This is a genomic window from Mucilaginibacter sp. PAMB04168 (assembly GCF_039634365.2).
Taxonomy (GTDB): Bacteria; Bacteroidota; Bacteroidia; order Sphingobacteriales; family Sphingobacteriaceae; genus Mucilaginibacter.
This window is the reverse complement of the sequence record NZ_CP155079.2, coordinates 4,255,655-4,282,431: the sequence shown is the minus strand read 5'-3', so window position 1 is coordinate 4,282,431 and position 26,777 is coordinate 4,255,655. Positions and strand designations below refer to the sequence as shown.

Annotated in this window: 23 protein-coding genes; 11 read left to right on the top strand and 12 right to left on the bottom strand. The window is 42.6% G+C overall.

What is annotated here, in order from left to right:
• Positions 1-9: 9 nt before the first annotated feature.
• From pncB to ABDD94_RS18205, 3 genes are all read right to left on the bottom strand, one after another.
• The gene (gene pncB, locus ABDD94_RS18215) at positions 10-1,194 is read right to left on the bottom strand and encodes a nicotinate phosphoribosyltransferase (protein ID WP_345953429.1); all 1,185 of its coding nucleotides are present in this window, start codon (positions 1,192-1,194) and stop codon (positions 10-12) included.
• A gap of 66 nt (positions 1,195-1,260) precedes the next feature.
• Positions 1,261-3,411, bottom strand: coding sequence for a family 1 glycosylhydrolase (locus ABDD94_RS18210; protein WP_345953428.1), 2,151 nt, complete (start codon positions 3,409-3,411; stop codon positions 1,261-1,263).
• A gap of 112 nt (positions 3,412-3,523) precedes the next feature.
• Entirely contained in the window at positions 3,524-4,672 is a 1,149-nt protein-coding gene (locus tag ABDD94_RS18205) for a glycosyltransferase family 1 protein (protein ID WP_345953427.1), read from the bottom strand.
• A gap of 278 nt (positions 4,673-4,950) precedes the next feature.
• On the opposite strand from ABDD94_RS18205, the gene ABDD94_RS18200 reads away from it, so the two are divergent.
• Positions 4,951-5,817 (top strand): cyanophycinase, encoded by an 867-nt coding sequence (locus tag ABDD94_RS18200; RefSeq protein ID WP_345953426.1) that lies wholly within the window; start codon positions 4,951-4,953, stop codon positions 5,815-5,817.
• A gap of 43 nt (positions 5,818-5,860) precedes the next feature.
• Here the strand turns inward: ABDD94_RS18200 and ABDD94_RS18195 are convergent, their stop codons facing one another.
• From ABDD94_RS18195 to ABDD94_RS18185, 3 genes are read right to left on the bottom strand one after another with little or no spacing between them, the layout of a single operon-like run.
• Positions 5,861-6,103: a 2Fe-2S iron-sulfur cluster-binding protein gene (locus tag ABDD94_RS18195; RefSeq protein WP_345953425.1), complete on the bottom strand. Its 243-nt coding sequence runs from the start codon at positions 6,101-6,103 to the stop codon at positions 5,861-5,863.
• Positions 6,104-6,126: 23 nt separating this feature from the next.
• A complete protein-coding gene (locus tag ABDD94_RS18190) occupies positions 6,127-6,465 on the bottom strand; it encodes a hypothetical protein (RefSeq protein WP_345953424.1) in 339 nt (112 codons plus the stop codon).
• Between the two features lie 27 nt (positions 6,466-6,492).
• Positions 6,493-6,816, bottom strand: coding sequence for an SPW repeat protein (locus ABDD94_RS18185; protein ID WP_345953423.1), 324 nt, complete (start codon positions 6,814-6,816; stop codon positions 6,493-6,495).
• Positions 6,817-7,198: 382 nt separating this feature from the next.
• Here ABDD94_RS18185 and ABDD94_RS18180 point away from each other — a divergent pair, with 382 nt between their 5' ends.
• The 3 genes from ABDD94_RS18180 to ABDD94_RS18170 all read left to right on the top strand — a co-directional run bounded on the left by ABDD94_RS18180 (position 7,199) and on the right by ABDD94_RS18170 (position 8,912).
• Complete coding sequence (locus ABDD94_RS18180) at positions 7,199-7,444, top strand: hypothetical protein (RefSeq protein WP_345953422.1); 246 nt, start codon at positions 7,199-7,201, stop codon at positions 7,442-7,444.
• 15 nt (positions 7,445-7,459) lie between these two features.
• A complete protein-coding gene (locus tag ABDD94_RS18175; protein WP_345953421.1) occupies positions 7,460-8,614 on the top strand; it encodes a hypothetical protein in 1,155 nt (384 codons plus the stop codon).
• 61 nt (positions 8,615-8,675) lie between these two features.
• The gene (locus ABDD94_RS18170; protein ID WP_345953420.1) at positions 8,676-8,912 is read left to right on the top strand and encodes a hypothetical protein; all 237 of its coding nucleotides are present in this window, start codon (positions 8,676-8,678) and stop codon (positions 8,910-8,912) included.
• A gap of 77 nt (positions 8,913-8,989) precedes the next feature.
• Here ABDD94_RS18170 and ABDD94_RS18165 read toward each other — a convergent pair whose 3' ends face one another.
• Genes ABDD94_RS18165 through ABDD94_RS18155 form a run of 3 tightly spaced genes read right to left on the bottom strand, consistent with a single transcriptional unit; the run spans position 8,990 to position 10,654 of the window.
• Positions 8,990-9,220: a hypothetical protein gene (locus ABDD94_RS18165; protein WP_345950681.1), complete on the bottom strand. Its 231-nt coding sequence runs from the start codon at positions 9,218-9,220 to the stop codon at positions 8,990-8,992.
• 31 nt (positions 9,221-9,251) lie between these two features.
• A complete protein-coding gene (locus ABDD94_RS18160; RefSeq protein WP_345953419.1) occupies positions 9,252-9,941 on the bottom strand; it encodes a YetF domain-containing protein in 690 nt (229 codons plus the stop codon).
• Positions 9,942-9,949: 8 nt separating this feature from the next.
• Positions 9,950-10,654 (bottom strand): YetF domain-containing protein, encoded by a 705-nt coding sequence (locus ABDD94_RS18155; RefSeq protein ID WP_345953418.1) that lies wholly within the window; start codon positions 10,652-10,654, stop codon positions 9,950-9,952.
• Positions 10,655-10,884: 230 nt separating this feature from the next.
• Here ABDD94_RS18155 and ABDD94_RS18150 point away from each other — a divergent pair, with 230 nt between their 5' ends.
• The 5 genes from ABDD94_RS18150 to ABDD94_RS18130 all read left to right on the top strand — a co-directional run bounded on the left by ABDD94_RS18150 (position 10,885) and on the right by ABDD94_RS18130 (position 15,646).
• Positions 10,885-11,556, top strand: a complete 672-nt coding sequence (locus tag ABDD94_RS18150) for a DUF6766 family protein (RefSeq protein ID WP_345953417.1) — start codon at positions 10,885-10,887, stop codon at positions 11,554-11,556.
• A gap of 21 nt (positions 11,557-11,577) precedes the next feature.
• On the top strand, positions 11,578-12,438 hold the full coding sequence (locus ABDD94_RS18145; RefSeq protein ID WP_345950685.1) for a transporter: 861 nt from the start codon (positions 11,578-11,580) through the stop codon (positions 12,436-12,438).
• Between the two features lie 12 nt (positions 12,439-12,450).
• A complete protein-coding gene (locus ABDD94_RS18140; RefSeq protein ID WP_345953416.1) occupies positions 12,451-12,894 on the top strand; it encodes a hypothetical protein in 444 nt (147 codons plus the stop codon).
• Positions 12,895-13,023: 129 nt separating this feature from the next.
• Positions 13,024-14,601 (top strand): glycoside hydrolase 43 family protein, encoded by a 1,578-nt coding sequence (locus ABDD94_RS18135; protein WP_345953415.1) that lies wholly within the window; start codon positions 13,024-13,026, stop codon positions 14,599-14,601.
• Between the two features lie 10 nt (positions 14,602-14,611).
• On the top strand, positions 14,612-15,646 hold the full coding sequence (locus tag ABDD94_RS18130; protein WP_345953414.1) for an arabinan endo-1,5-alpha-L-arabinosidase: 1,035 nt from the start codon (positions 14,612-14,614) through the stop codon (positions 15,644-15,646).
• A gap of 5 nt (positions 15,647-15,651) precedes the next feature.
• Here the strand turns inward: ABDD94_RS18130 and ABDD94_RS18125 are convergent, their stop codons facing one another.
• Together ABDD94_RS18125 and ABDD94_RS18120 are read right to left on the bottom strand one after the other, a co-directional pair.
• Complete coding sequence (locus ABDD94_RS18125) at positions 15,652-18,033, bottom strand: TonB-dependent receptor (RefSeq protein WP_345953413.1); 2,382 nt, start codon at positions 18,031-18,033, stop codon at positions 15,652-15,654.
• Between the two features lie 59 nt (positions 18,034-18,092).
• Positions 18,093-22,406: a two-component regulator propeller domain-containing protein gene (locus tag ABDD94_RS18120; RefSeq protein ID WP_345953412.1), complete on the bottom strand. Its 4,314-nt coding sequence runs from the start codon at positions 22,404-22,406 to the stop codon at positions 18,093-18,095.
• Between the two features lie 370 nt (positions 22,407-22,776).
• On the opposite strand from ABDD94_RS18120, the gene ABDD94_RS18115 reads away from it, so the two are divergent.
• Positions 22,777-23,538, top strand: coding sequence for a DUF72 domain-containing protein (locus tag ABDD94_RS18115; protein WP_345953411.1), 762 nt, complete (start codon positions 22,777-22,779; stop codon positions 23,536-23,538).
• A gap of 65 nt (positions 23,539-23,603) precedes the next feature.
• Here the strand turns inward: ABDD94_RS18115 and ABDD94_RS18110 are convergent, their stop codons facing one another.
• On the bottom strand, positions 23,604-24,416 hold the full coding sequence (locus ABDD94_RS18110) for a universal stress protein (RefSeq protein ID WP_345953410.1): 813 nt from the start codon (positions 24,414-24,416) through the stop codon (positions 23,604-23,606).
• Positions 24,417-24,821: 405 nt separating this feature from the next.
• Here ABDD94_RS18110 and ABDD94_RS18105 point away from each other — a divergent pair, with 405 nt between their 5' ends.
• Positions 24,822-26,777 (top strand): alpha-1,4-glucan--maltose-1-phosphate maltosyltransferase, encoded by a 1,956-nt coding sequence (locus ABDD94_RS18105; RefSeq protein WP_345953409.1) that lies wholly within the window; start codon positions 24,822-24,824, stop codon positions 26,775-26,777.

Here is a 26,777-nt window from a genome sequence, read left to right as displayed (position 1 = left end):
TATGCCAGATTACACAATGCCTAATATTGTTTTTGCCAAACCAATCATGTGCTCGCTGCCGGTGTATTTGCCATGCTCGTCTGAAAGTTTTACCACCTCAGTCCATTCGCCATTATGCGGACAAGCCTCGGTCATTTTAATCACAATGTTCATTGCCTGTGGCCCAACATCATTAGTAAAGTTTGTACCAATACCAAATGATATGCCCACGCGGTTGCGGCAGTGTCCGGCAATACGCGCTACCTTATCATAATTTAAAGCATCCGAAAAGATGATGGTTTTAGTTAAAGGATCGATGCCTAAACTGTTATAATGTGCAATTACCTGATCTGCAAATTGCAAAGGGTCGCCGCTGTCATGTCGTACGCCATCAAAAAGCTTAGAGAACATTTTATCAAACTGCTTAAAGAATACGCCGGTCGTATACGTGTCTGATAAAGCAATACCTAAATCGCCCCGGTATACCTGTACCCAATGCTCAAGCCCCAGGGCATTAGCCATTTTAAAACCATAACGGGCCGCATGGAACATAAACCATTCGTGTGCATGCGTACCGATAGGCTTGGTTTGATGAAGCATGGCCATGTGTACGTTGCTGGTGCCCACAAAGCTGTTTGGTCCGTACTGCCTCAATGCTTGTACAACCATGCGTTGCACTTGGTACGAGTGCCTGCGCCTGGTGCCAAATTCGGCTACGTTAACACCGAGAGCAGTGTACCTTTCAATCTTTTCCTTAGTGCGCTCTGTAACCTCTTCATTGCTGATCCGTTCGGTATGATTGAGCTTGTAATACAACTCGCATATGAGCGACATGATGGGCACTTCCCATAAGATGGTGCGGTACCATAAACCTTCAATGTGTACCTGAAGCTCGTTGTCATGCTGCTCTATTTGTACCTCTTCGGGATTGTAACGGTAGCCTTCCAAAAAATCCAGATAAAGCGGATCAAGGTAAGGGCAGGTAACACGTAGAAAGTTTTTTTCTTCGCGGGTGAGCTGTAGGTGGGCCATATCATTTACAGCCTCACGCAGGGCTTGTGCAAACCCTGGCGGAAAGCTGTGCTTGCCGCGGTTAATGAACTGGTAACGAGCCTTGGCGTACGGAAATAATCGAATAACACCCTGTTGCATTGTGAACTTGTAGAAATCGTTATCTAAAAGTGATGGTAATGAAACCATTGGGTGTGTAGGCATAAAGGTTTACATTTAAAAGAAAACCCATTCTGCAAGAGTGTTGCAGAATGGGTTAATAATTAAGATTTATGCTGTTAAGCGCAATTCGTCAAAAAAGCTGTTTAAGGCTTTATCTAACGATGGCAGAAGCATTCCGCGCTGGCTTTTTAGTGCGCTGTACTTAGGTCTTACTGCCCGGTAATCCATTGAGTGCAAGGGTACCGGGGTTATTAAATGAGCACTGTAACCAGCTCGTTGGGCCAGTTCAGTAGCAAAATTAGCCCAGCTTTCGCTGCCGTGATTGGCCAGATGCCAAATGCCGTATTCGCCGTCAATTAATAAGTTAAGTGCGGCATTTACCAGATCGGGCACATAAGTTGGCGAAACGAAAACATCATGCTCAGCCATAATGGATGTACGGCTCTTTAAATTATTGAGTACACTGATTACATAATTGTTTGAATCCCATGCACTAAACAAAGCGCCGGTGCGTACAACTAAAGCCGACGGATCATTTTTTAATACACACTCCTCTGCCAGGGCTTTGCTTTGGCCGTAAATGTTAAGTGGTTTAACCAGGTCATTTTCCAGATAGTGTTCGTTCTTTTCGCCATCGAAAACTAAATCGGTTGAAAAGTTGACTAGTTTAATGCCGTATTTCCCGGTAAAATAAGATAAGTTTTCGGCACCCTGAGTATTTAACTCATAGCAGCTGTTACACGCAATTTCGGCATGGTCGATCTGCAAAAAGTCGGCTGTGTTAATAATAGCCCATGGCTTAACATCCTGTATAACCCGTTCAATTTGGTCGCGGTTAGTGATATCAAGCTCTGTTTTGCTGAGCATTTTAAACCTGATGTTTCTTAGCTTACATACCCGTGCGAATGCATAAGCCAGTGAGTTTGATTTGCCTACGATTAATAATGGTGAAGCGACCGGTTCGGTGCTTTTGATAAGCTGATGAGCCGAATGGTTATATAGCACCCTTATTTCTCTTTCCCACCATCCCTTGCCATTCATTACCGGATGATTGAAATCTTCACCTTTTGAAAGACATTTGAGCATCTGCGTTAATGCGGTAGCGCGTGGATAGCCCGATAGCACATCAAAAACGCCAGGTTCATAATCGCCGTTGGGCTGGGTAAGCAGCCTGTTCCAGCCGAATGAACCTAAAAGGGCCCAAGCAGTAATGCCCCTAACATCTACTTTTTCATTTTTGAGTTTTACTGCTGCATCCCAAATCGTTTTAATCCAGCGCAATTGTTCTTCACGTGTACAGTGCAGGTGTACCTCGGTTATGGCCATTGGCTGATGATAACGCTCCCAGGCCTCTTTAAGCAGCGCATAAATTCCGGAAGCCTGTGCATTGCCAACGCGCAGTACTTCTACGTCGGCATAGGTGTGGCGGCCGTTGCTGCCGTGCGTATGTTCCGGAAAACGATCTATATTTTCATCCAGATAACGCTCTGATGTAAGGTAATAGTTGAATCCAAAAATATCCGGTGTGCAAGGGTTCTCAGTAAAGAATGTTAATTCTTCTGCGTTTATGCCGCTATCAATAATATACCTGTACAGTGCGTGCGACGGTGTAACCTTTCCACACAACAAATCAAAACTTAGCCACCGGCGGTGGTTCTCAAAGTCGGCTTGGTATTTAAGCAGCGGCGTGCTATGTATCTTACCCAAATCTTCGGTTTGCACCAGTTTGGCGTTCGGATTTACCTTACGTATAGCCTGCATTGCCAAGGTAGTAGCTTTGCATTCATTAATAAGAATTTTTAGAAAGCTTTTGTCGCCGGTTCCGTGCGGATGCCATATACCATATAGCCCACAAAAGCGCGCGGTTGTTAATGGTTCGTTTACAGGTGTGTAATAATTTATCCAAGGAAATTCTTCGGCAACTTTTCCGGCATATTCTGCAAGTCCGTATACAAAGGAGTCTTCGAGCATATTTACGTAAGCGGGGCCGCTGCCGTGGTGTACCAATCCTGCAATAGGATCTATGTTATGCTCTTTTAGTAGGTTTAGCTTATTTTTAGTGTCTGTCCAGTCTATTTTTATATTACTATCTGGCTGGTGTTTTTCCCATAATACTGGGTATCTTAATTTTTCAACGCCCAGTTCGGCAAATAGTTTAATGTCTTCAGGTCTGTTGTAGTGCCCCGAATAGGTCAGTTGATCAATATAACTATCACTGACACGGTTGATCGTACACTCGATACCACCCCAAATTTTCATATATAAGAACTAAGTTAAACAATAGCTACATAGCTATAACAACTACAGCTATGTAGCGAATTAGTTTATTTTACAAGCGTACTTGTAAGCGTTTTTGTTAAAATGTAATCTTTTAACTGGCTACAGAAATGTTGTTCTTACTACGGGCAACATTTAGAATGTGTTTTTGCATTTGCTGATGCGTCATATCCCAGGAGTTAAGCGCAAGAAAAGTATCGACTTTTTTGAGCCATTGTTTTCTGTCAGCAACGGCCAGTTCCTGATCAATCGCCTGCACAAACTCCAGAGCCGTTGCGCCGATGTGCACCAGGTTTTTGGTGCCATAAGGGTTCACCACATCTTTGATAGGAGTGGATACCACCGGTATGCCTGCTGCCAGGTACTCAGGCGTTTTAGTTGGACTGATAAAGCGGGTGGACTCATTCAGCGCAAAAGGAATGAGGGCCACATCCCAGCCCGACAGGTAAGCCGGCAGTTCCTTGTAGGTCTTTTGTCCCAGATAATGGATGTTGGCATTTTTGGGCAAAGTAGCCGGGTCGATCTTTACAACCGGGCCTATGAGCATGATCTGCCAATCGGGTCTGGCATCAGCAATACCGCGAATGAGTTCAATGTCAAAGCGCTCATCGATCACCCCGTAAAAGCCCAGCTTAGGGCCTTTAATCCCTGCCTGATCTTGCGGTTCTGCTTTGGCTTTACGGGCTTTGGCAAAATGTTCCTTTTCGATGCTGGAAGGGAAGGGGTAGATGTTGGCATGCTGATTTTTTTTAGCCTCGTACAGTGAGTGACCACCGGTAAAGACCACATCAGCATACTTCATGAGCTTCTTTTCCATGTCTTTAAGCGCTTTAGGGGCGTTCTTAAAGGCAGAGAGCTCGTCCATGCAATCGTATATGGTCACCTTAGGCGTATGTTTTTCAGAGAAAGACATGGCCATGGGTGAGTAGTACCAGAAGGCAAAGTCTTCTAAGTCCTTGTCCTGTAAAAACTGATTAAGCAGGCTGCCCACAGTGCTGATCACTTCCTGTTCAGAAAGGCCGTGCGGCAGGTGAGGTACACCTACAAAAATGTTGCCCTCGCGTGGTGAAAAAGAAAGGCTGGCCTCGGAGCAGTCCTCAAAAAGCGGCTCTTCTAAAAAGTAAACTTTAAAGTAGGCGGCAAAACGGCTCAGCAAATGTTGTGGACGCTGGTACACAAAGTCCCAGCGCAAATGTGAAAAGCATAGCAGGTTTGTTGGTAATGTATTTATTATGTTTTTCATAGATAGATAGAGGGTATTATAAACTTTACATTTTTATTAGCAATTGGTATGCCCATGTTTACTTAAAACTTAAAGGAATATCAATTTACGCAAATAAACACGTAAAAAAAATTGATAAACAGGTGTTTATACGTAGTCCGGCTTGCACGTGTCAATACGCAGTTTGTATCCTAATTGTATAAAAATTAAACTAATCTGAAGTAAATAATGTTAGTTAATGTCGAGAAATAGCTACATCCTAAATAATATTTAATAACAATAATTAGTTTTTGATAGCTATGGAAGAGAATAACACCTGTCCGGTGCCAAATGGTACATTACTTATAATAGGTGGAGCCGAAGCCAAAGAAGATAACCAGGAAGCCGAGAAAAACGACAGCCAGTATAGCATAGGCATGGAAGTATTATCTTGCTTTGTAAACTTGCTTGAAGCTGAGCATGCCGTTGTTGAGGTAATAACTTCGGCATCATCTTCTGAACCGGAAGAGTCATTTAAGAACTATGAACGTTCTTTCAAGGATTTGGGTGTTTATCAGATAAATCACATACATCATGATAACAGGGCGGATGTTAAGTTAGATGAGCTTGAAGAAAGGATTACTGCCGCACACGGCGTTTTTATTGCTGGTGGCGATCAGTTGAAACTAACTGCCGTATATGGTGGTACTGATGTGCTATTATTGTTAAAACAGCGGTATATACACGATAGGTTGATCATTGCGGGTACAAGCGCTGGCGCCATGGCTATGTCTACCCCGATGATATACCAAGGCGTTGGCCGGGATGAAATGATTGCCGGCAATGTGAAAATTACAACCGGGCTGGAGTTTTTGCGTGACGTATGTATTGATACCCACTTTGTAAACCGTGGGCGCTTTGTACGTATGTCGCAGGTTATTGCTACTAATCCAACCTCTATTGGTGTAGGTATTGAAGAAGATACCGCTATGATTGTAAGGAATGGCAAGGAGGCCGAAGTAGTTGGCTGCGGCGTTATTATTGTTATAAATGGTTACGAAAGCCATGGTACAAACATTCATAATCATGGCGATGACGAGCCTTTAACCATACGCGGGCTTAATGTTGATATCCTATCTAAAGGCGAGAAATTTATTATCCCTGAGCTTAACCCCCCACATAAGTAATTTGGAGATATAGGGCGGTGTAATAAAGCGTTGTTACGCCGCCCTAATAATCATCTTGCTTTATTTTAAATATGGCTCCCTCAGGTATTTGAAATGTTTTTAACTGGCAAGCCAGACGACTGGCGGGCTCGGCATCGTATAAAATGTCAAGCGTTTGCATTTCGTTTGGATTAGGGAGCGGTAACAAGTTTAGTCCCTGTACAACCTGTACATGGCACGTGGCGCATAGGCCCTTACCGCCGCAGGTGGCCAGAATATCATACCCCGAAGCTTTAATGATTTCCATAAGATTATCGGGGCTATTTGTATTTAGGCTACCACTTTGCAAGTAACAGCTGTACCCTCAAGTGGTAACCACAAAAGAGCCGTACTCTTTACAAAGCAATGATCAACCCGTTCGCCCAATGTATAACCGGGACGGAATGGATCAATTTGCTCAATAAGCTTGTTTACCAACTCCTGTGCTTTAATAACCGGGTACCCGGGTATGTCATAAATCGGCTTATGTGGATAGATCTCTGCCAACTGGCCGCCGACTTGAGGGAGTGCATCTATGAGATGGCAACGCATTTTTAGCAATCCAGCTTCAAAAACCGCAAATAAGCCAACAGGACCGGCGCCAATTATGCAGATATCTGTCTTTATCATGAGCTATGCTATAATTTAATGTGCATTTCACGAGAAGGATGTGCGGGCATCTTGAAATTTCTTAGTCAGACGTCCTGCAAAAACTTCAAATAGACCGAATGCCAGGTATGGCCATCGCGTGCTGTCAGAGAATCCGAACAGCCAAGGCGTTATGATCAGGAAAGCGCCTGTATATACATCCAGTGTTAAGTGCGTAGGAATTGAAATCTGCTTAACAACGCCAGCCTCATAGTTAGTGAATATGGCCATTAATAGCAGCAAACATCCCATGATTATGATCACCCATTGGGCTGCCGTGCCGTTATTATATTTAAATAACCATGGCGAGGCAAGAAAGAGTATTCCGCTCATATAATCTGTTATACCGTGTACTTTTGTTGAAATTACTCTCATACTACCTTTCTTTTAGTTTACTATTTGCGATGTCAATCGCCTTAATTAGTCCGGCTATTATATTTCATCGCCAAAAGATTGTAGAAGGCGTGATGACGAAATCATTTACAGCAGAGCAAGGGTGCGTACTATAAAGATTATTGATGTATTCAAATGTTAATCAAAGGTTAATAGGTTTTGTTTTTGAAAATTTGATTATAGGGGTTTTGCCGCCAGCTATAGCACCTCACAGGTTAGAATTCTGTTTTCTGCTAATTTTTAAAACCCTTTGTTGTTTCTTAAAGTTATTGTTGTATTAACTATTATATAAATAGTTTTCAGCAATATTAACACACAACTTATGGGAAAAGATAAGAACGGCGGATACGTTCCGCCGAAAGGCAAACCATCCGGAAGCGGTAGAGAGACACATGGATTAAAAGATGCATTTGCAGCAATTGATCCAGAAACAGAAAATGAAATTGTAGAAAAGTATACCAAGGATGGTACCGATGAGCTTGCCGATGGCATACATGTACGACACGTAAACCGAAATCTGCACAAGGGTGAGGATTTGGAAGATAACAATAATAGTAACAATGGTTAATCAGACACAAAACAGATGGAATTAATATCAAAAGAAGAGTTCAAAGAGCTGATAAATTATCATGGTAATAATTGCATCTCCATTTATATACCCACGCACCGGGCAGGTGTTGAGGTGAATGAAAAACAAGATGCTATTGTTTTAAAGAATGTACTGCAGGCGGTGAATGCCGATTTGCAAAAGAAAGGGCTTAACTCACAAACTATTGAGCAACTGTTAAAACCGGGCTTTGAGTTGTATAACAACGAAATTTTCTGGAACAGCCAGCTCGACGGGTTAGCGGTGTTTATGGCCGATGACTTTTTTAAGGTTATACAATTGCCATTTGCAGTAAACGAAGAATCCTATCTGAACAACTCGTTTTATATTAGTCCGCTTTTGCCGGCCATAACTAATAATGAGGAGTTTTATTTACTGGTGCTGAGTAAAAGCGACGCTATCTTTTTTCAGGGTAACGCCTTTGGCTTGCAGCGTTTAGAAGTAGAAGGCCTGCCAAACGGCATGGATGATGTAGTGCACTTTGAAGAAAAAGAAGATCAACAATTATTTAGGCAAGGCGGTAAAGGCGGCACAGGCAGTGCAAGCTTCCACGGCCACGGCGAGGGGCAGCTTGATGATAAGGCTAATCTAGGCATCTACTTTCAGGAAGTAGATAAAACGCTGTTTACTGAAGTGCTGCATGATAAACATGTACCTTTGGTACTTGCCGGCGTAGAATACCTGATACCTATATATAAAGGGGTAAGCAAATATAACAATATAGCTGATGAGGCTATAACCGGCAGTCAGGAGCACGAAAGTCCGCATGTGTTGTTTACCAAAGTGCGCGAAATTCTGGAGCCTTATTTTGAACAGGAAACAAAAAAACGGCTGGAGAACTACTATAACCAGATTGCAACACCGCTTACTTCGTCAATGCCCGATAAGGTTATTCCGGCAAGTTTTTATGCGCAGGTGTCTGACCTGTTTATATGTAAAGGCGAGCATATTTGGGGAAGGTTTAATGAGGCCGATAACCAACTGGAAATTCATACCGAAAAGCAAGATGGCGATGAGTGTTTGATAAACCAGGCCGCCGCAAAAACGTATGCCAATGGTGGCTCGGTATATTTATTAGAGAGAGAACAAATGCCTAAAGAAAGCATTATAGCAGCCTTTATGCGGTACTAATTTGATAGGTTAAAAAGGCGGTACATTACCGCCTTTTTATTTAAACGAAAGGAGAGGAATTGTGGAACAAGAAAACGATCAATTAAACGAGCAAGGTGCCAACTCTTATAATGAAAAGGAAGGTTTGCAGGACGCCCAGCAAAGCGGGCAGGAAATTAGAGACGGTGCACGCAATGAAGACCAGTTGGATAAGATAAAAGCATCGGTGCCTGAAGGCGGGCGCGATGCCTATCCGGAGCAACAGGCCGGTACGCCGCCTAATACGTACCTATCTTCTGAAGAGAACCCGGAAGAGTAGTTGGGAAATAGATCCATATAACGTAAAGGACCAGAGCACATTCGCTCTGGTCCTTTTTTTGGGAGGCTTATTGTTCATTACGCTTGTAGCTTTCTGTTTAATTGGTCAATTGCATCAACAATTTGCGGCAGTACATCGTCGTCCAGCTTTTCGTCGGCATCTTGTTTCCACTCTCCGTCTTGTTCGTAAAAAACTGCGTATTTGCCGTCAATACCTATTTCATATAAGTGCTTGCCCTGGTAAATACTGGGCTCTATAGTAATGGCCTTAATTGCGCCGTTAATATCAATGTTTAATTTATGCTTCATGTAATATTACTTATTTAAACTTTTATTAATGTTATTCAACCGCGTTAGTCCATTTACAGTCGTGGCAATTTGGGCATTCAGCTTTTTCGTCGAAAGGCTTGTTTTGTGTTAAACCACAGGTTTGGCAAACCAGTATCTCATCATGCTTTTTAAAACGCTTGTTAAAGTCTTCATCCCATCGGGGTATGATAGATAGGCCAGGCTTAGCATTGGCCTCCTGTATTAGCGTAAAGGCACCATTAGCTTCGATATAAAGTCTTTTTACCTTACCTAAATGTTTAATTCCGGATGAGCGCAGCTGGGCTACCAAACGTTCGCGGGTTAACCGCACTTTTTTCATGGTCTTTAAATCCATCACCGAATCCTTCACCACAACGTCGATATTACCATTTGTAAACTGCTCAAATTTCTGATTATTAAACGCCTTACCCGCCACCCAACGGCCAATATATACCACCACAATGCCTATCACGAGCGCTGGCAGCAATCCGCGGTCGGGTGCTTGCAGTGGTACACCAATGCCTGCAGCAAGTGTAACCATAGCAGCTAGTTCAACTCGCCCAAGCTGTGATGACATGCGCTTGCCCAGCAGGCGCATGCACACCATCAACAACAAATAGAAAAAAGCGGCCCTAATAACCAGTTCAATATAAAATCCTGCCGGCACATCGCCTACCAGTATGCGGGTCCAGTCTGTTAATTTAAATTCTTGAGAGTTCATTTTAAATGTCAGTTTACAGCATTAACCCATTCATCATGCCCGCAATCTTCACATGGAGCAGCTGAGTCTTTTGGCTTAACGTATCCGCAGTTTACACAGGCTAATAGCATAACCTGTTGTGGTGTTGCTGTTGTAGCCTGGTTTGTACTTTTTAAAATATCCTGATCGTCTGGTGGTAACACAGGTAAGCCTGGCCGTGGTTCATCTGATTTAATAATGCTAAACAGGCCACACGCTTCCAGGTAAATTCGATCAACAATGCCCAGGTTAAATATTTTCTGCTGCCTGAGTTCAGAAAATAGCTGCTGTTTTGATACTCTGTCTTTCGCCATCTGGTCAATTTGCATAACGCCATCTTTAACCAGCAAGCTGCTTTTACCTTGTAGTATATCTTCTATTCTACCGCTCCTGAAACCCAGCAGGCTAATACCTCGTTGAAAGCCCACTGCACACAATAGCAATACCACGCCCTGTATTATACCACGGTCGGGCATCTGCATCGGTACCGATACAATGGCACCCAATGTGAGCATTACCGACATTTCCATAATGGTCAGTTGTCCGCTCATGCGCTTACCCAGCCACCGTACAATAAACAACAGTACAATGTATATAACCAGCGTACGGATAAATACTTCCAGCAAAAACTCAGGAGGCGCCTGCCCAAAAAGGATACGCTGAATGTCTGCTAAATGTATTTCCTCTTTTTTCATATAACACTTATTCTCGTGATGGGCTATTTAAATTGCAGTAAATATGAAAAAGGATCTATAAGAGACGTGTAAGATTAACAACAGTGATTTGTTATGGTTTTCTTAATAATTAAACTATTAAGTTTCTCATTAATTCAGGAATGGTGTTGAATACAACCCTAAGGAATGAAACAATTTGAGACGATTAAAAGTTGACTTATAATTCAAGTCAATTACCAATTAACATACCTATGCCAACTAATAAAACCAAACACTCGTTCCTATACCGCAACAGCTTAACCTTATTTTTTATGGCCCTGTTCATTGTCACCTTAGGGGCGCAGGCCTTAACAGGCTGGAAGGAGAACAATCAGGAAATGAAAGATATAGGCGGACAAGAAATCGGGTTCGTTTCTTACTTAGGAACCGGACATTTCCTGTCGGCCACGTTCGAAAATTTCCAGAGTGAATTTTTGCAGATGGGGATGTATGTGCTATTGACTGTTAGCTTAAGGCAGATAGGCTCAGCCGAATCTAAAAGCTTGGATGAGGAAGAAGATGTAGATAAGGAGCCACAACCAGCGCCCGATGCGCCCGGACCGGTCAAAAAGGGGGGATTCATCCTAAAGCTCTATAGCAACTCTTTATCACTATGCTTTCTGATACTGTTCCTGATAAGTTGGGCGCTGCATTTGTACGGCAGTTGGGTTGACCACAACGATCATCAATTGCTAATGCATAAACCGCAGGACAGTTTAGCCAAGTTTTTGACAGAGCCTACCTTTTGGTTTGAGACTTTCCAAAACTGGCAAAGTGAATTTTTATCTATTGTTTCTATCGTATTCCTAACCATTTACCTGCGTCAGAAGGGGTCGTCGGAGTCGAAACCGGTTGATGCACCACATATGAAAACAGGTAAATAACCAATAACTATTGTATAAACTATGAATCAAACTTACTTTTTTCCATTCTTAGTACTTAGCTTGTGCTGTGCAAGCTTTGTAAGTACAGCTAACGCGCAAGCACTTGATACTACCCGTAAGTCATATTCTATTTTTAAACCCATGCCTAAGCAATTAGAGCGGGAAGAAATGGAAACTGACAGACCGAACGTAACCGAAACGCCCCATACTGTTGATGCGGGCCACTTCCAGTATGAAACCGATTTGGTTAAGCTTACCCGCGAAACTACGGAAGAGAGTAAGCAACGCCGCTGGTTGGTAAACCAGGCTAACTTAAAATTTGGCCTACTGAAGAACACAGCCTTGCAGGTGATTGTGCAAAGTTATGGTAAGGAAACAAACACAGAACTAATAGGCGGCGATAAAGAGACAATGTCGGGTTTCGGCAACATAACGGTGCGCCTAAAGCAGTGTTTATTTAATAATTACGAAGGTACGTTCAGCATGGCGCTTATGCCTTACGTTAAATTTCCTACTAACCGTTATTCAGACCAGCAAAAATATGAAGAAGGTTTGCTGGTGCCTATGCTGATAAAACTACCTCACGATTGGAAGATTGGACTACAGGTAGAGGGCGACTACATGAATGACGAGGACGAGCAGGCCCGCCATGCAGAGCTACTGCAGTCGTTCGTGATAAGCCATGTACTTTTTAAAAAGCTGGAGGTATTCGGAGAGACGTTTTATACCTACAACTTTAAAGAGCATAAAATGAACAACTTTATTAACACTGCTCTGGAATTAGAAATAACCCCCGACTTTAAGGTAGATGCAGGGCTAAACTACGGTATTCAAAAATCGGCACATAAGGATTACTTTGTGGGGCTGGCATTCAGGTATTAAGCACATATTGTTATGAAACTAAAAGACGTTTTAACGGCTAACCTTGTAAGTACTACGCTGATGACACTTTTTAGTGAGGCGGTGTCTAAGGCAGACGGTAATACCTATAACGAAGCTAAGATATTGGGCGAGCTATTAAATCGTATTACACCGTTAAATAAGCGGCAAGCACAAATAGCGGGTTGGATTGGGCATTACAGTGTAGGTGTTGTCTTTGCGGGCGTTTATGCCGCGTATTTGGAAAGGGCAAAAGCAAAGCCAACCTTGGTAAACGGATTAGCTTATGGTGCTTTAAGTGGATTAGCAGGTGCATTCATATGGCATGCCACATTTAAGGCGCACCCTAACCCGCCCGGCGTTAACCTGAAAACTTATTATAACCAGCTTGTATTAGCCCATATTGTGTTTGGCTTATCGGCTGCGGTGGTTTTAAAAAAGCTGAAAAATGAACAGTAGCTGGTTAATGTACATAGTTTATTAACTGTTTATACCTGCCACGTAATTTGTAAATTTGAGTATTTGTTGTTTACTTAGGTAACCAATTGTAAGTGCTTTTCGGAGCCATTGGCTTATCTATAAGCAACCATGTATAAAATTATCTTCGTTTTTGTATGCCTTTGCACAAGCGCCGCTGCCCAGGTATGGAAAGCTGATAAGGGCGATGGAACTTATAAAAATCCGATCATCTATGCCGACTACTCCGATCCGGATGTAATAAGAGTGCACAATGATTATTACATGGTGGCATCCAGTTTTAATTGCCAGCCCGGTGTGCCGGTTTTGCATTCTAAAGACCTGGTAAACTGGCGCATCATTAACCATGTTTATAATCGCTTGCCGTTGCAGCGATATAATAAAATGCAGCCAGGGCAAGGCTCGTGGGCTCCATCCATTCGTTATCATAAAGGCTTATATTACGTTTATTTCTGCACACCCGAAGATGGCTTATTTATGGCTACAGCCACAAACCCTGCCGGTAAGTGGACCATGCAACTGGTACAGCAGGTAGGTAATTGGGAAGATCCTTGTCCGTTTTGGGATGATGATGGGCAGGCTTATTTGTTACATGGTGTGGTAGGGGCAGGTCCGGCCGTTCTGCATAAAATGTCGGCCGATGGTAAGCATCTGCTTGACAATGGCCAGATAATTTATCGCAATGATAAAAAGCAACCGGTATTGGAAGGGTTTAAGTTTATGGATAAACGTAATGGCTACTACTATTTTTCGGCGCCGGCAGGCGGTGTAGCCACTGGCTGGCAATCTGTTTTTCGCTCAAAGAATATTTACGGCCCTTATGACGATAAGGTTGTTTTGCAGCAAGGAAATACAATAGTGAATGGGCCACATCAGGGTGGGCTGGTACAAACGCAAACCGGACAGTGGTGGTTTATTCATTTTCAGGATAAAGATGCATACGGTCGCATAGTGCATCTGCAGCCAGCAATATGGAAAGATGGCTGGCCCGTTATAGGCAGTGATGCGGATGGCGATGGAACCGGCGAACCTGTCTTAGTACACAAAAAGCCCGATGTTGGCGATGCTCATGTGCAGGTAAATATGCAGGAGTCTGATGAGTTTTCATTACCAAAGATGGGCCTACAATGGCAATGGCAGGCAGCGCCGCAAAGTAACTGGTATAGCTTGACCGTGCGTAGAGGCTTTATGCGCTTAACCGCTGTTGCTAATCCTACAGATAGCGGCAGTTTGTTTTATACGCCTAATATATTATTGCAAAAGTTTATGGCTCCTTCATTTAGCGTTACTACTAAATTGCAGTTTAACCCGCAAATGGTAGGAGACAGGGCGGGCCTTACTATAACCGGCAACGCTTATACTTTGCTCTGTATCGAAAAGCTGGCCACTGGCAATAGCTTGGTTATTTATAGTGGTAAGCGTGAAAATCGTAAGTTTTTGATGCCTGTAAAATTGGTTGCACTTCCTGTTAACAAGCGAACCGTATGGTTTAAAGTTACAGTGAACGATGATGCTAAATATCAATATGCTTATAGCCTGGATGGCAAAGCCTATGAAAGTATCGGGCAAACTTACCAGGCCGAAAAAGGTACCTGGATTGGCGCTAAGGTTGGTGTTTTATGTTTATCCCCAAATTTGGTGCGATCAGCCGGCTATGCAGATTTCGATTTCTTTAAAGTAAATCCCTGACACATTGAATATGAAATACCCACTTCGGAGTGCCTTATTGCTATTAGCCGTAATGGTAATGATGATTACCAAAGGGCTTGGGCAGGATATAAAAACCGGCATATCTGTTCATGATCCGGTGATGATAAAGCAGGATTCGGTTTATCACTTATTTTGTACCGGGCAGGGCATAGCGCACTGGTCGTCGATAGATATGGTGCACTGGAGAGCCGAAAAGCCGGTGTTTGACAAGCCGCCTGCATGGGCAATCGAAGCTGTACCCTCCTTTAAAGGGCATATATGGGCGCCCGACATATCATTTTATAATGGCTTGTACTACCTTTATTATTCGGTTTCGGCTTTCGGCAAGAATACTTCGTGTATAGGAGTAGCTACTAATAAAACCTTGAATACGTCAAACGTTGAATACCAATGGGTCGATCACGGAAAGGTTATACAATCTATACCCGGACAAACCAATTGGAATGCGATAGACCCGAATTTAGCCATTGATAAAAAAGGTGCCGCCTACCTGGCTTTCGGATCCTTTTGGGCCGGTTTAAAAATGGTTAAACTAACTAAGGACCGGTTATCATTAGCGCAAAATACAGATAACCTGCCAACCATTGCTACAAGGGTAAGGATTAAGCAAGGCAATAATCCAGCAGCCATTGATGACAACCCTAAAGATGCAGGTGGTAACGCCATAGAAGCGCCGTTTATATTTAAGAAAGGTAAGTACTTTTACCTTTTTGCCTCGGCCGATTATTGCTGTAAAGGTCCTAAAAGTACGTACAAGATGATTGTAGGCCGGTCTAAAAAGTTAGCCGGCCCTTATTTAGACAAGAGCGGAGAGCGGATGGACAAGGGTGGCGGCACCTTGTTGCTCGAAGGGGACCAGAATTGGTATGGCGTAGGGCACAACGCCGTCTGCACATTTGACGGCGCCGATTACCTGGTTTATCATGGTTATGATGCTGCCGATAAAGGTCGGTCAAAGCTCCTCATTAGTAAGATAACCTGGCTCAATGGCTGGCCCGAGGCTAAAATACCAATTGTTAATTAGGCGCTTTATTTAGATATCCGGTAATTTAAAGTAACCACAAACTGCCTGAGGGGCCTTACATCAAACAGGTTAAACTGCCACGGATTAAGATAGCTTACCTGGTTGGTTAAATTCATTACATTTAACTGGGCACTAATCTGTTTAAATTTGTAGCCCGCTGCAACATCGACGGTATAACTGGCTGGTATCTTTAAATTAGCATCATTGGTTAAACTGGAAAAGAAGCTGTCTTTATAGAACACGCCGGCGCCAAAGTTGAATCCCTTAAGCAACTTCACAGGCTCATAATTTAACCAACCGTTAGCAGTGTACTTAGGTGCATTGGGCAGCCTGTTTCCGGTAGGATAGCCTGGGTCTTCAATTACCCGGGTTTGCGTATAGGCCGCGCCGGCCGTTATTGACAATGCTGGAGACAGTTTACCATCCATATCCAGCTCTACTCCGCGGCTGCGATGATGCCCCTGGTAGTAAACGTTATATTCATCGTAATTAGGATTAACCGCATCAAGGTACACATAGCCGTATGGGTTATGCTTGTTTATTTCGTAAATACTGAGCGTTACTCCCAGGCTGTTGTTAAGCAGGGTTGCTTTGGTGCCAAATTCGACCTGGGTACTGCTGGTAGCAGGTGGTGTGGCATATTGTTCAAAGTTTGTCGCAAAAATATCAGGTGAGTTTATCTCGAAGCCCTTGGAGTAAGAACCGTAATACGAGATCCAGGGTTGCGGCTTATAAACTAAACCCACACGTGGCGTTAATACGTTTTTGGAGATAATATTATCAGTATAACCCTCATACACCGTTCCGGGCAGTTCATCCTGGTAATAGTGGTTGCCTTGCCGTGTTTTTCCGGCGCGCAACCCTAAAAGGAGATGCAGCTTTTCATTGAAAAGCATTACCTGATCCTGTAAATAGATACCCGACCGCGCTATTATTGACTCGTAGGGGCGGTAAGGAAATGTTGCAGGCTCGGGGCTTGGCGTTATGCCGTAAACAGGTGCGTAAATATTATTTATATCAAAAGGGATTAACGCGCCGGCGTACGTGTAACGGTAATGAGTAGATTGATATTCAAAGCCCACTAATAAGTTATGCTTTAGTGTTCCGGTATAAAAAGTGCCGTTTACATCGGCAGATACTGTGCCGTTGTTGGCTTTTTGATAGAAATCATATTCCCGGCGCTGAAAATCTCCGTTTTCATCGGGCTGGTCAAACCACATACCGAACGGGCGGTTTGTGCTGTGGCCGTAAAAGCCGGTAGCCTTTAAGCGCCATGTTTTACCCAGTTCGTAACTAATGGTAGTTAAATAACTTTGATCATTATATAAATATTTACGCGATGGTTCGCCCAGGTACAGTGACGAGCTTAGCCTCTTCAAACCTTCAATGGTGCCATCAGGAGACACTAGTCCAGCATCATCTGTAGACTTAGATTTTTTGAATACAGCTTCTACGTTTACAGACAGCCTGGGCGTAATATCCCACGCCAGGGCAGGTGCAATAAATGCGCGTTCAGATGATACAAAGTCCCTGAAACTGTCGCTGCGTTCAAAAGATGTATTTAAACGGAAGCGAAGTGAGCGTGCGCTATTGAGTGGACCGGTTATGTCTAAAGCTGGCCTTAAAAGTCCCCAGGAGCCTGTTTTGAAATTTAAATCGGCCATGAAGGTAGCCAATGGTTTTTTGGTTACAAAGTTTAGCACACCACCGGGGGCAACATCACCAAAGAGGATTGACGTGGGCCCCTTTAAAAACTCCACCTGCTCAATATTATCGGTATAGTTATTACCCCAGTTCCATATCATTGACCCGTTAAGCCTGTAATTCTGCGCATCATTTAAATCAAAGCCACGGGCATTAAAGAACTGCGAGGAGCCGGTACCAGCATAGCTGCCGGTAAAATTTAGTCCGCTTATATTGCGGGTAATGGTAGGTAAATCAAAAGCTGCTTGCTGGTTAATGGTTTTTTGCCCAATTACTGTTATAGCTTGTGGTATATCCTGTATTTGTGTAACCATGCGTGTTGCAGTAGCACTTTTTACTTTTACACCTGATACAATAACCTCCTTTAACAGGCCGCTATCGCGCAGTAGGGTAAAAGGTATATTGATAGACTTGCCTTCAGTCACATCTATATTCCGCTCCACTGGTAAATAACCCATGAGCTTGGCTAAAACGGTGTATCTACCCGTAGGGACTTTTAAGAGATAGTTGCCCTTTTCGTTGGTGGTAGTTTCATAAGGTGTACCTTTTAGCGATAACACAACATAGGATAACGGCTGGTTTTGAGCATCGGTGATTTTACCTGATATTAAACCTTTTTGATCTTGGGCGTTGACAAAAGAATTTAAAAGTATTACCGCAATTGCAGTTAGTAAAGGCTTCATGAAATAAGTAGAGATTGCTAATAAGATTGATTTTAGTAGTGAAAATTGTGTTAAAGCTGTCAGGACTGAATTTTGAGATACATTTCTTTTAACTCACTTACTAACAGTTCCAAATTAATTGGCTTAGAGAGGTAGCCATCCATACCGGCTATAAAACAGCTGTCTTTATCTTCGCTTAGCGCATTGGCAGTCATAGCTAAAATTGCAGGTTTGCTTCCATACAACTGCCTTATTTGTCGGGTAGCTTCCAAACCATCCAGGTGTGGCATTTGAACGTCCATTAATATAATATCATACGTAGTTTCACGCATTTTTTCAAGTACCTCCCTGCCATCATTAGCCAGGTCTGGCTCGTAACCAAGCTTGTGCAGTACTCTCAAGATGAGTTTTTGGTTCATTAAATTGTCTTCGGCAACCAGTATACTGAAAGGATAGGTGGCTGCAAAGTGTTCCGACAGGATGTTCTTTTTCTTGCCATCATGAACATCAGGGTTATGTTTCAATGCCGACTCAACAACCTCAAATAAATGTTGCTGCTTTACAGGCTTTGTTAATATAGAGGAAAATAAGTCTTTTGGTGCATTGCTTCTGTGGTCGCCGGTTGAACTGAGCAAGATAATAGGGGTACTTTGATTAATGTCTCTGATATGTTTGCTCAGGCTAATGCCATCCATATCAGGCATTTGCATGTCGGTGATGATTAGGTCAATGTCAGGTTTGCTGCGTAGCAGATCTAAAGCATCTTTGCCCGATGAAACTGCATTTACCATCATTTTACGCTTGTGCAACTGCGTTTGTAAAATACGCAGATTGGTGGCGTTATCATCAATAATAACAACCTTTTTGCCTGCACAAAGTGCCGTATCGGTATCAGTAGCATTACTATGAGGCTTAACGCCTTCTTTACAAGTTAAAGTAAATGTAAACGCACTACCCTCACCTGCCTTGCTTTTTACCTGTATGGTGCCGCTTAAAAGTTTTACCAGCCGCTCACATATAGCCAAGCCTAAGCCCGAGCCGCCATATCTACGTGTAACGGATGAGTCAATCTGGTTAAAGGCTTGGAAAAGATTTTTAAGTTGATGCTCTGGTATGCCAATCCCCGTGTCACGTACGTCGAAGCGCAGGGTAATGCAATCTCCGCTGGTCTTTTCTTTAGATATGTCAACATACACCTCACCCTTGTGCGTAAACTTTACGGCGTTACCCACCAAATTTATGAGCACCTGGCGTAACCTGAAGCTATCTGTATAGATATGCTGCGGTATATCATCTGCTATATGATATAATAGGTCTATACCGGTTTCGGCAATCTTGGAGCTAAATAAATCTAAAACATCCTCAACGCATTTGCGTAGCTCAAAATCGTGCGGGTCGAGTTCCATATTACCCGATTCAATTTTTGAGAAATCGAGCACATCATTAATGACATTCAACAAGGCTTCACCACTATTCAGTATAGCCTCTGTGTATTCACGCTGCTCTGTATCCAGTTCTGTTTCTGATAACAGAGAGGCCATTCCTAAAACACCGTTCATGGGCGTCCGGATTTCATGGCTCATAGTAGCCAGGAATGTACTCTTTGCTTTATTAGCTTTATCTGCTTCCAATTTGGCCTGTTCGGCCATTACCCTTGCTCTTTCTTCCTGATCTTTTTGTGCTTTCAGCTGGTCATTAAGCGCTTCGAGGGTGTTGGTTTTAGACAACAGCTCTTCCGCTTGCGATTGTAGTTCTTCAGACTGGGCCTGTAATTCCTCAGACTGTACCTGTAACTCTTCAGCCTGCGACTGCAGATCATTGTTCAACATCTTCAACTCTTCCGACTGTTTCCTGATCTCCCGCGTGCGTTGTCTTACCTGTTTTTTTAACTGAATCCTTTGCTGATGCAGAAAGCTTACCCGTTGCCGGTACAAGGCATAACTTAAACCAATAACAAACATTATAGCTAAAGTGCGGAACCACCACGTTTTCCAATACGGCGGTTTAATAATGATAGTAAGTGTTGTGGGAGTATTGTTCCAAACACCATCATTATTAGCTGCTTTAACCCTAAAAGTGTAGGTGCCAGGGTCCAAATTAGTATAGGTAGCCCGTCGTAAACTGCCTGCCTGCCGCCATTCTTTATCGAAACCTTCGAGCATATAGGCATACTGGTTCTTTTCAGGAACGGTGTAATTAAGTGCAGCAAAATGAATACTAAAAACTGATTGCCTGTAATTGAGCTCTATCTGATTAGACGATATTATGGAACGCTTTAAAGGTGATTTCTTATCACCGATTTTAACCGGCTTGTTAAAGAGATCAAAGCCTGATAGCACAACAATTGGCTTGTTGGCATTAAAGGGGATGGTGTTGGGGTTAATAATGGTAAAGCCGTTGATGCTACCCATAACCAAATTGCCATTGCGCATGGTAATGCCCGAACCAATATTAAATTCTAAACTGTTTAGGCCGTTATAGAGACCAAAGCTTTTAAGCGTATTTTTAACAGGATCAAAACGGGTAATGCCCTGGTTTGTGCTTAGCCATAAAAAACCATGCATATCTCCCAAAACTGAATTGACGGTGTTATCAATCAACCCCCGCTCCTCTGTTAGAGCTGTGAATCTTTTAGTCCGAGCATTGTAGCAATTTAAGCCGCCTTCCATTGTAGCTACCCACATATTGCCCTTCGGGTCCTCATAAAAATCGCTGATTACATCGCTGTTTAGGTTGCTGTTGCGCGTATTAAGGTGCGAAAATGATTTTGAGCTTCGATTATAAATACTTATCCCATTAGAATAACCGCCGATCCAAATGTTACCCAAATGATCTTCGTATAGTGTTTGCACCACATTATCACATAAACTATTAGGGTTTTTAGGGTTATGGGTAATTTTGATGAATGTTTGAGTTTTTGTATTAAACACGTTTACGCCACCGTAATTGGTAGCTACCCATATATTGCCCTCTTTGTCTTCCATTAGCATGCAAATGGAACCGCAATTTAACTGCTGCGGGCCGTTGCCGGTTGAATAGTGTTTAAATTTCCCCGACTTAAGGTCCAAATAATCAAGACCACTGCTCGATGTACCAATCCATACGCCTTTGTTATCACGGGTAACTAATACATCGGTGGTATAATTACTAGACAGGCTGTTACTAGAATTACTTTTGTGCTGATATAATAAGGAGTTCTTTTTGGTAAAGTCAAAATACTCCAGTCCTGCATCAGTCGCCAGGTATAGATTCCCTGCTTTATCTTCAGCTACCGACCGGATAATGTTTTTGGCTGATGGAATGCTGCCCAGGGCAGATCTGTAAAATGGAAATATAGTCAGATGTTTATCATACTTAAGTATGCCCTGGCTTGATGTACCTATCCATAAAGTGCCTGTATTATCCTGCAAAAGAGAATAAACGGCATCATTGGGCATTAGGTTGTTGTCAGCAGTTCTATCACTTACGGGTAATAACCTTCTCGAGTTTGCATCAAACAGCTGCAACGTCGTATTCGTCCCCAACCAAAATTGATTACCATTGGCTTTGGCAATACAAAATACCGGATTGGTGCCGTCAACAGAGTTGTGGTCTGGTTCTGTTGCATAGTAGGTGAACGTTTTCTTTTGTCGGTTAAGCACCTTTAGGCCTGCACCAGTACCCATCCATAAATTATGTTTAACATCTTCGGCTATAACATAAATTAATTGGTGACCCGATTGCCGATTGGCGCCTGTATCTAAAATTCGCTCAAAGCGATGTGTGCGCTTGTTAAGCAGGTTTAAACCGTTGGCGGTGCCAACCCAAAGCTGTTTATCAGCCCCTTCAAAAACAGCATACACATTTGCATGACTGATGGTTGCCGATTCATTTGCACTAGGCAGGAAATGCTTGAAATTATTTGCTTTTTTATTAAATAGATTAAGGCCGTTTTCGGTACCTATCCATAAGTTGGCGCTTTTGTCTTTATATATGCAATTAACGGTATTATTGCTGAGCGAGTAGGGGTTGGCTGAGGCGTACTTATAATTAACAAAAGAGTCGAGTGAGCGGTCATACTTACTAAGTCCTCCTAAGCGTGTCCCTATCCACAAATTTCCGTCTGCATCTTCACCCAAAGAAGTGATGTGATTAGCCGGCAATGTTTTTTTATCCTTACTGTGGTGCTTGTATACAGTTACGTTATAACCGTCATATTTATTCAAACCATCCTGTGTGCCAAACCACATGAACCCATAACGGTCTTTAAAGCAGCAATTTATGGTATTTTGTGATAAGCCGTTGTAACTATTTAATGTAGTTAAGCTTATTTGCGATTGTTGTGCATATACACCGGTTAGATGAGCAAAGTAGACAGCAAGAAGTAATAATACAAAATTGTATAATTTGCTCATTTATAAGGTAAAAATTGGTATACGAAAGTAACGCCTTAAAGTTATAGGACGGGGGTTAGGTTGAAAGCAGATTTGCCTCACAAGGCGTTCCATAAGATCTGAACGGCAAGTTACTGCTTAGCAAACCTATAGAAATTATAGACTAAGTGGAAGAAATGTTTGTTATGCACAATTAGTCTAATTAAGCATTAATGAATTTGCTACAAAAATTTTACAAAAATACTTCTAATCAATTACGCTAACTTCAATTTGAAAGGCGCTTGATGAGATTGGAAATGTGGTAACTATTAAGCACACTATTGGATAAGCCGTATGGAGACCCTTGAACAACATTACGGCAAACTTGTTACTTACAGGTAACAGAAAAATCATGAGCTTTATTAACTCCGTTCCATTTTATGCAGGCACCAGCAATGTGGTGTTGCCAGTACCTAATAAAGAATGTTTTCCTGAGGAGTTTAAAAGCAAGAGCCGGTTATGCTATTACGGCTCCCTGTTTAATAGTGTAGAGATAAATAGTACCTTTTATAAATTGCCCCTGGCACGTACTATTGAGCGATGGGCGACAGAAGTGCCCGATAATTTCAAATTTACTTTTAAGCTTTGGCAGGAAGTAACGCACTGTAAAGGGAGGGTCTTTGATCCGGAGAACATTGACCGTTTTATGCATATTGTTAATCATGCAGGCGAAAAGAAAGGCAGTTTGCTTATCCAGTTCCCGCCCAGTGTAACCATTAGTATAGTAACACTTACCGGTATTTTATCGCAAATAAGGCTCGCCGATCCTAACGAGTCGTGGCACGTGGCAGTAGAGTTCAGGAACAAGTCATGGTATAATGATACTGTTTTTGAACTGTTAGATCAGTACAAGGCTAGTATGGTGTTGCATGATATGCCAGCATCGGCGGCGCCATTAGAGGTAGGGGAGGCTGATTTTGTTTATCTACGTTTTCATGGCCCCGAGGGTGGGTATAGAGGCAGTTACACCGACGATTTTTTAAGTGAGTATGCCTCTTACGTAAAAGAATGGCTGGAGGACGGCAAAACCGTTTATGCTTACTTTAACAACACCATGGGCGCTGCTGTACAGAACCTGATAACGTTGAATGACTTTGTTAAAGAAGCGTATTGAAAAACTGCTATAATCAAAAAAGCCCTTGCATAAACATGCAAGGGCTTTTTTGATTATAGCTTTGCTTATGAAGGAAACAATAACAAAGGCACAGGCAAGGCGTCTGTTCCGGCCACCTGAACTTGCTGATCGGTAAGCGACTTAAAGTGGAAGCGGCGATAAGCCATAGCAATTAAATCGTTATGCATAGTGTTTATTAAAACGTCGGCAGCCTTTTTAACATTTCTTTCTTTAATGTGATTAAAAGTAATCTTTATACCGTCGTTTCTGCGTCCTGCTATTTTTTGAAAAAGAGATATAGCGTAGTTTTCCTCAGGCTCAGGCAAACCCGAAGCCGAAATGTGCGCTATGCTGTAACTCGATTTAAATACATGCGCCATACTTCTTAGATAACTGCTTATCTGGTAACGGCAGTATCTCAAATCGGCCATGTACACCATACGTTTTAATGGCCTAAACGCGGCATCCTTGGGTACAAGCAACACCGGGCAATAAGTAGTGCATAAAACCCGTGAAGCAAATTCATCTACTTGCGAAAAAATACTTTTAGTGCCTTTAATTATTAGTTGCACATTCTGCTCAAGCACAATTTCGTGTACCGTTTTGTTTACCGTTTCCATAAGCTGCAAAGTTTTTGCGTTTGTAGCTGGTACAGGCGAGTGTTGCACGCTTTTGGATGTTGCAGCAGACGTAGGGCGGTGGATAGTAGAATTTTTAGCGGCAACATGAACCAATACTTTTGCAGTTGTTGCTTTTTTGGGTTCATCTATATCCCATACCAGCAAATTTACTTGCAGGTGGGCGGCCAGCATTTGGCCATAAGCAAGCGCATGCGCTGCCTCAGGCGAAAAATCGTTTAATAATAAAATGTTTTTCATGCAGTTGCTTCGACCATAATGGTCAGTGAAACAAATCATTATAATGAATGACGGGGGTCAGTAGTTAGAATGATCGTTGTGGTTAATGATTAGTTAACAATCTGTGATGAGAAATGGTTTACAGAAAACGCCACTTTTTTCAGATTTTTCAAACAATTTGAACGTTGGCTATTATTATCGTATTTAAACAGCAGAAAATCTAGCACTTAGAGTTTAAGTACACTCTTGAGGAGATTTGAATCGTCTTCGCTATTATTAGCATATTTCTTATTTGTGAATCTTAATAGTCCTAATTTCATGATCTTTTAAACATTTTATGCAGCTCATAGGTTAGCATATACGGAAACTATTAAAGTACCTTCGGTTACAGTACAAGTAGCCAAGCCATACATAAAATACAAGTTAATGATCCAATCGAGCGGCCAAAAAAGAGTTATCATTACCAACATATCTCCCCGTGTTGAGGAAGGACGATTTCCTGCCAAAGTTGTAGTGAATGAAGACGTCACCTTATCTGCCGATATTTTTAGTGATGGCCATGATGAAATTGCTGCCAGTGCCTATATTAAACACGCAGATGATACAGCATGGTCTGAAATTCCCATGACCTTTGTGATAAACGACCACTGGGAGGCCATCTTAAAAACTGAAAAGCTGGGGTTTTATGATTTTAAGATTGAAGGTTGGGTAGACGATTATACCACCTGGAAAAAAGGTTTAAAAAAGAAGTTTGACGCAGGGCAGGATATAGCTGTGGAGCTGCTAATAGGTATCGAATTACTGGAAGAAGCTGCTGCTCATAACGTTGATGATAAAGCGTCGCTATTATCTTGGGCTAGTCAAATTAAGCAGCTTGCAGATCCGAAAGAAGCAGTTGCATTGGCTTTAAGCCCCGATATAGCTGGTGTGATGTACAAGCACCGGCACCCCGAATTGATTACGCAATTCCCGGTTACTTACCGTATAGAGGTTGAGCGTCTTAAAGCCGCTTTTAGTACTTGGTATGAATTGTTCCCCCGTTCGGCTGCTGATGGGCCCGGAAAGCATGGTACGTTTAAAGATGTGGTAAGGCTTCTGCCACGGGTAGCCAAAATGGGTTTTGACGTGCTTTACTTTCCGCCTATTCATCCAATAGGAGAGAAGAACCGTAAGGGCAAGAACAATTCCTTAACCGCCGGACCTGATGATCCGGGATCGCCCTGGGCAATAGGTAACCGTTTGGGCGGCCACAAAGCCATTCATCCGCAGCTGGGAACTTTAAAAGATTTTAAAAACTTAATTAAGGAAGCAGAAAAGCTGGGTATTGAAATTGCCATGGATATTGCTTACCAGTGTGCACCCGATCACCCATATGTGAAAGAACACCCGCAGTGGTTTAAGTGGCGGCCTGATGGTACCGTACAGTATGCCGAAAATCCGCCTAAAAAATATGAAGATATACTACCCTTTAACTTCGAAACCGAAGATTGGGAGAATTTATGGCAAGAGCTAAAAAGCGTGATCGATTACTGGGTAGATGCCGGTATACGGGTATTTCGTATTGATAATCCGCACACCAAGGCGTTTGGTTTTTGGCAGTGGATGATTAGCGAAGTACGGACAAAAAATCCTGAAGTTATCTTTTTGGCCGAAGCCTTTACCCGTCCTCGTATTATGGAGCGGTTAGGCAAAGCAGGGTTCAATCAATCTTACAGTTACTTTACCTGGCGTAACACCAAGCAAGAATTGGAAGAGTATCTAACGGAACTGACCAAAACAGAAATGCGGTATTTCTACCGTCCTAACTTTTGGCCCAATACGCCTGACATCCTGCCACCGGCCTTAACGCAAGGTGGCGACAATGCCCATATTACGCGGGTTATTCTGGCAGCAACGCTTTCATCCAATTATGGCTTATACGGCCCGGTTTATGAGTTTGGTATCAATGCGCCTCATGGTGCTAAGGAAGAATACATTGATAACGAAAAATACGAGATCAAGAATTGGGACTGGAACCAGTATACCCGCATAGGCGATATCATTACCCGTGTAAACCGCATCCGGAAACAAAACCCTGCATTGCAAACCACCTGGAACATCGAGTTTGCCACTACCAGTAACGAACAGATTATCTGTTACGTTAAAACTGACAAGGCAACCCATAATAACCTCGTTATAGCTGTAAATCTTGATGTATTTAACACACAGGGCGCACATGTAAAAATACCTCTACCCAAACTGGGTATTGGTTATGATGAGCCTTACCAGGTAACCGACCTTTTAAGCGGTAGCACCTATCAATGGACCGGCGATTACAATTACGTGGAACTGAACCCGTACCAAATGCCTGCCCACATTTTTAAAGTTGAAAAAATTTACTAA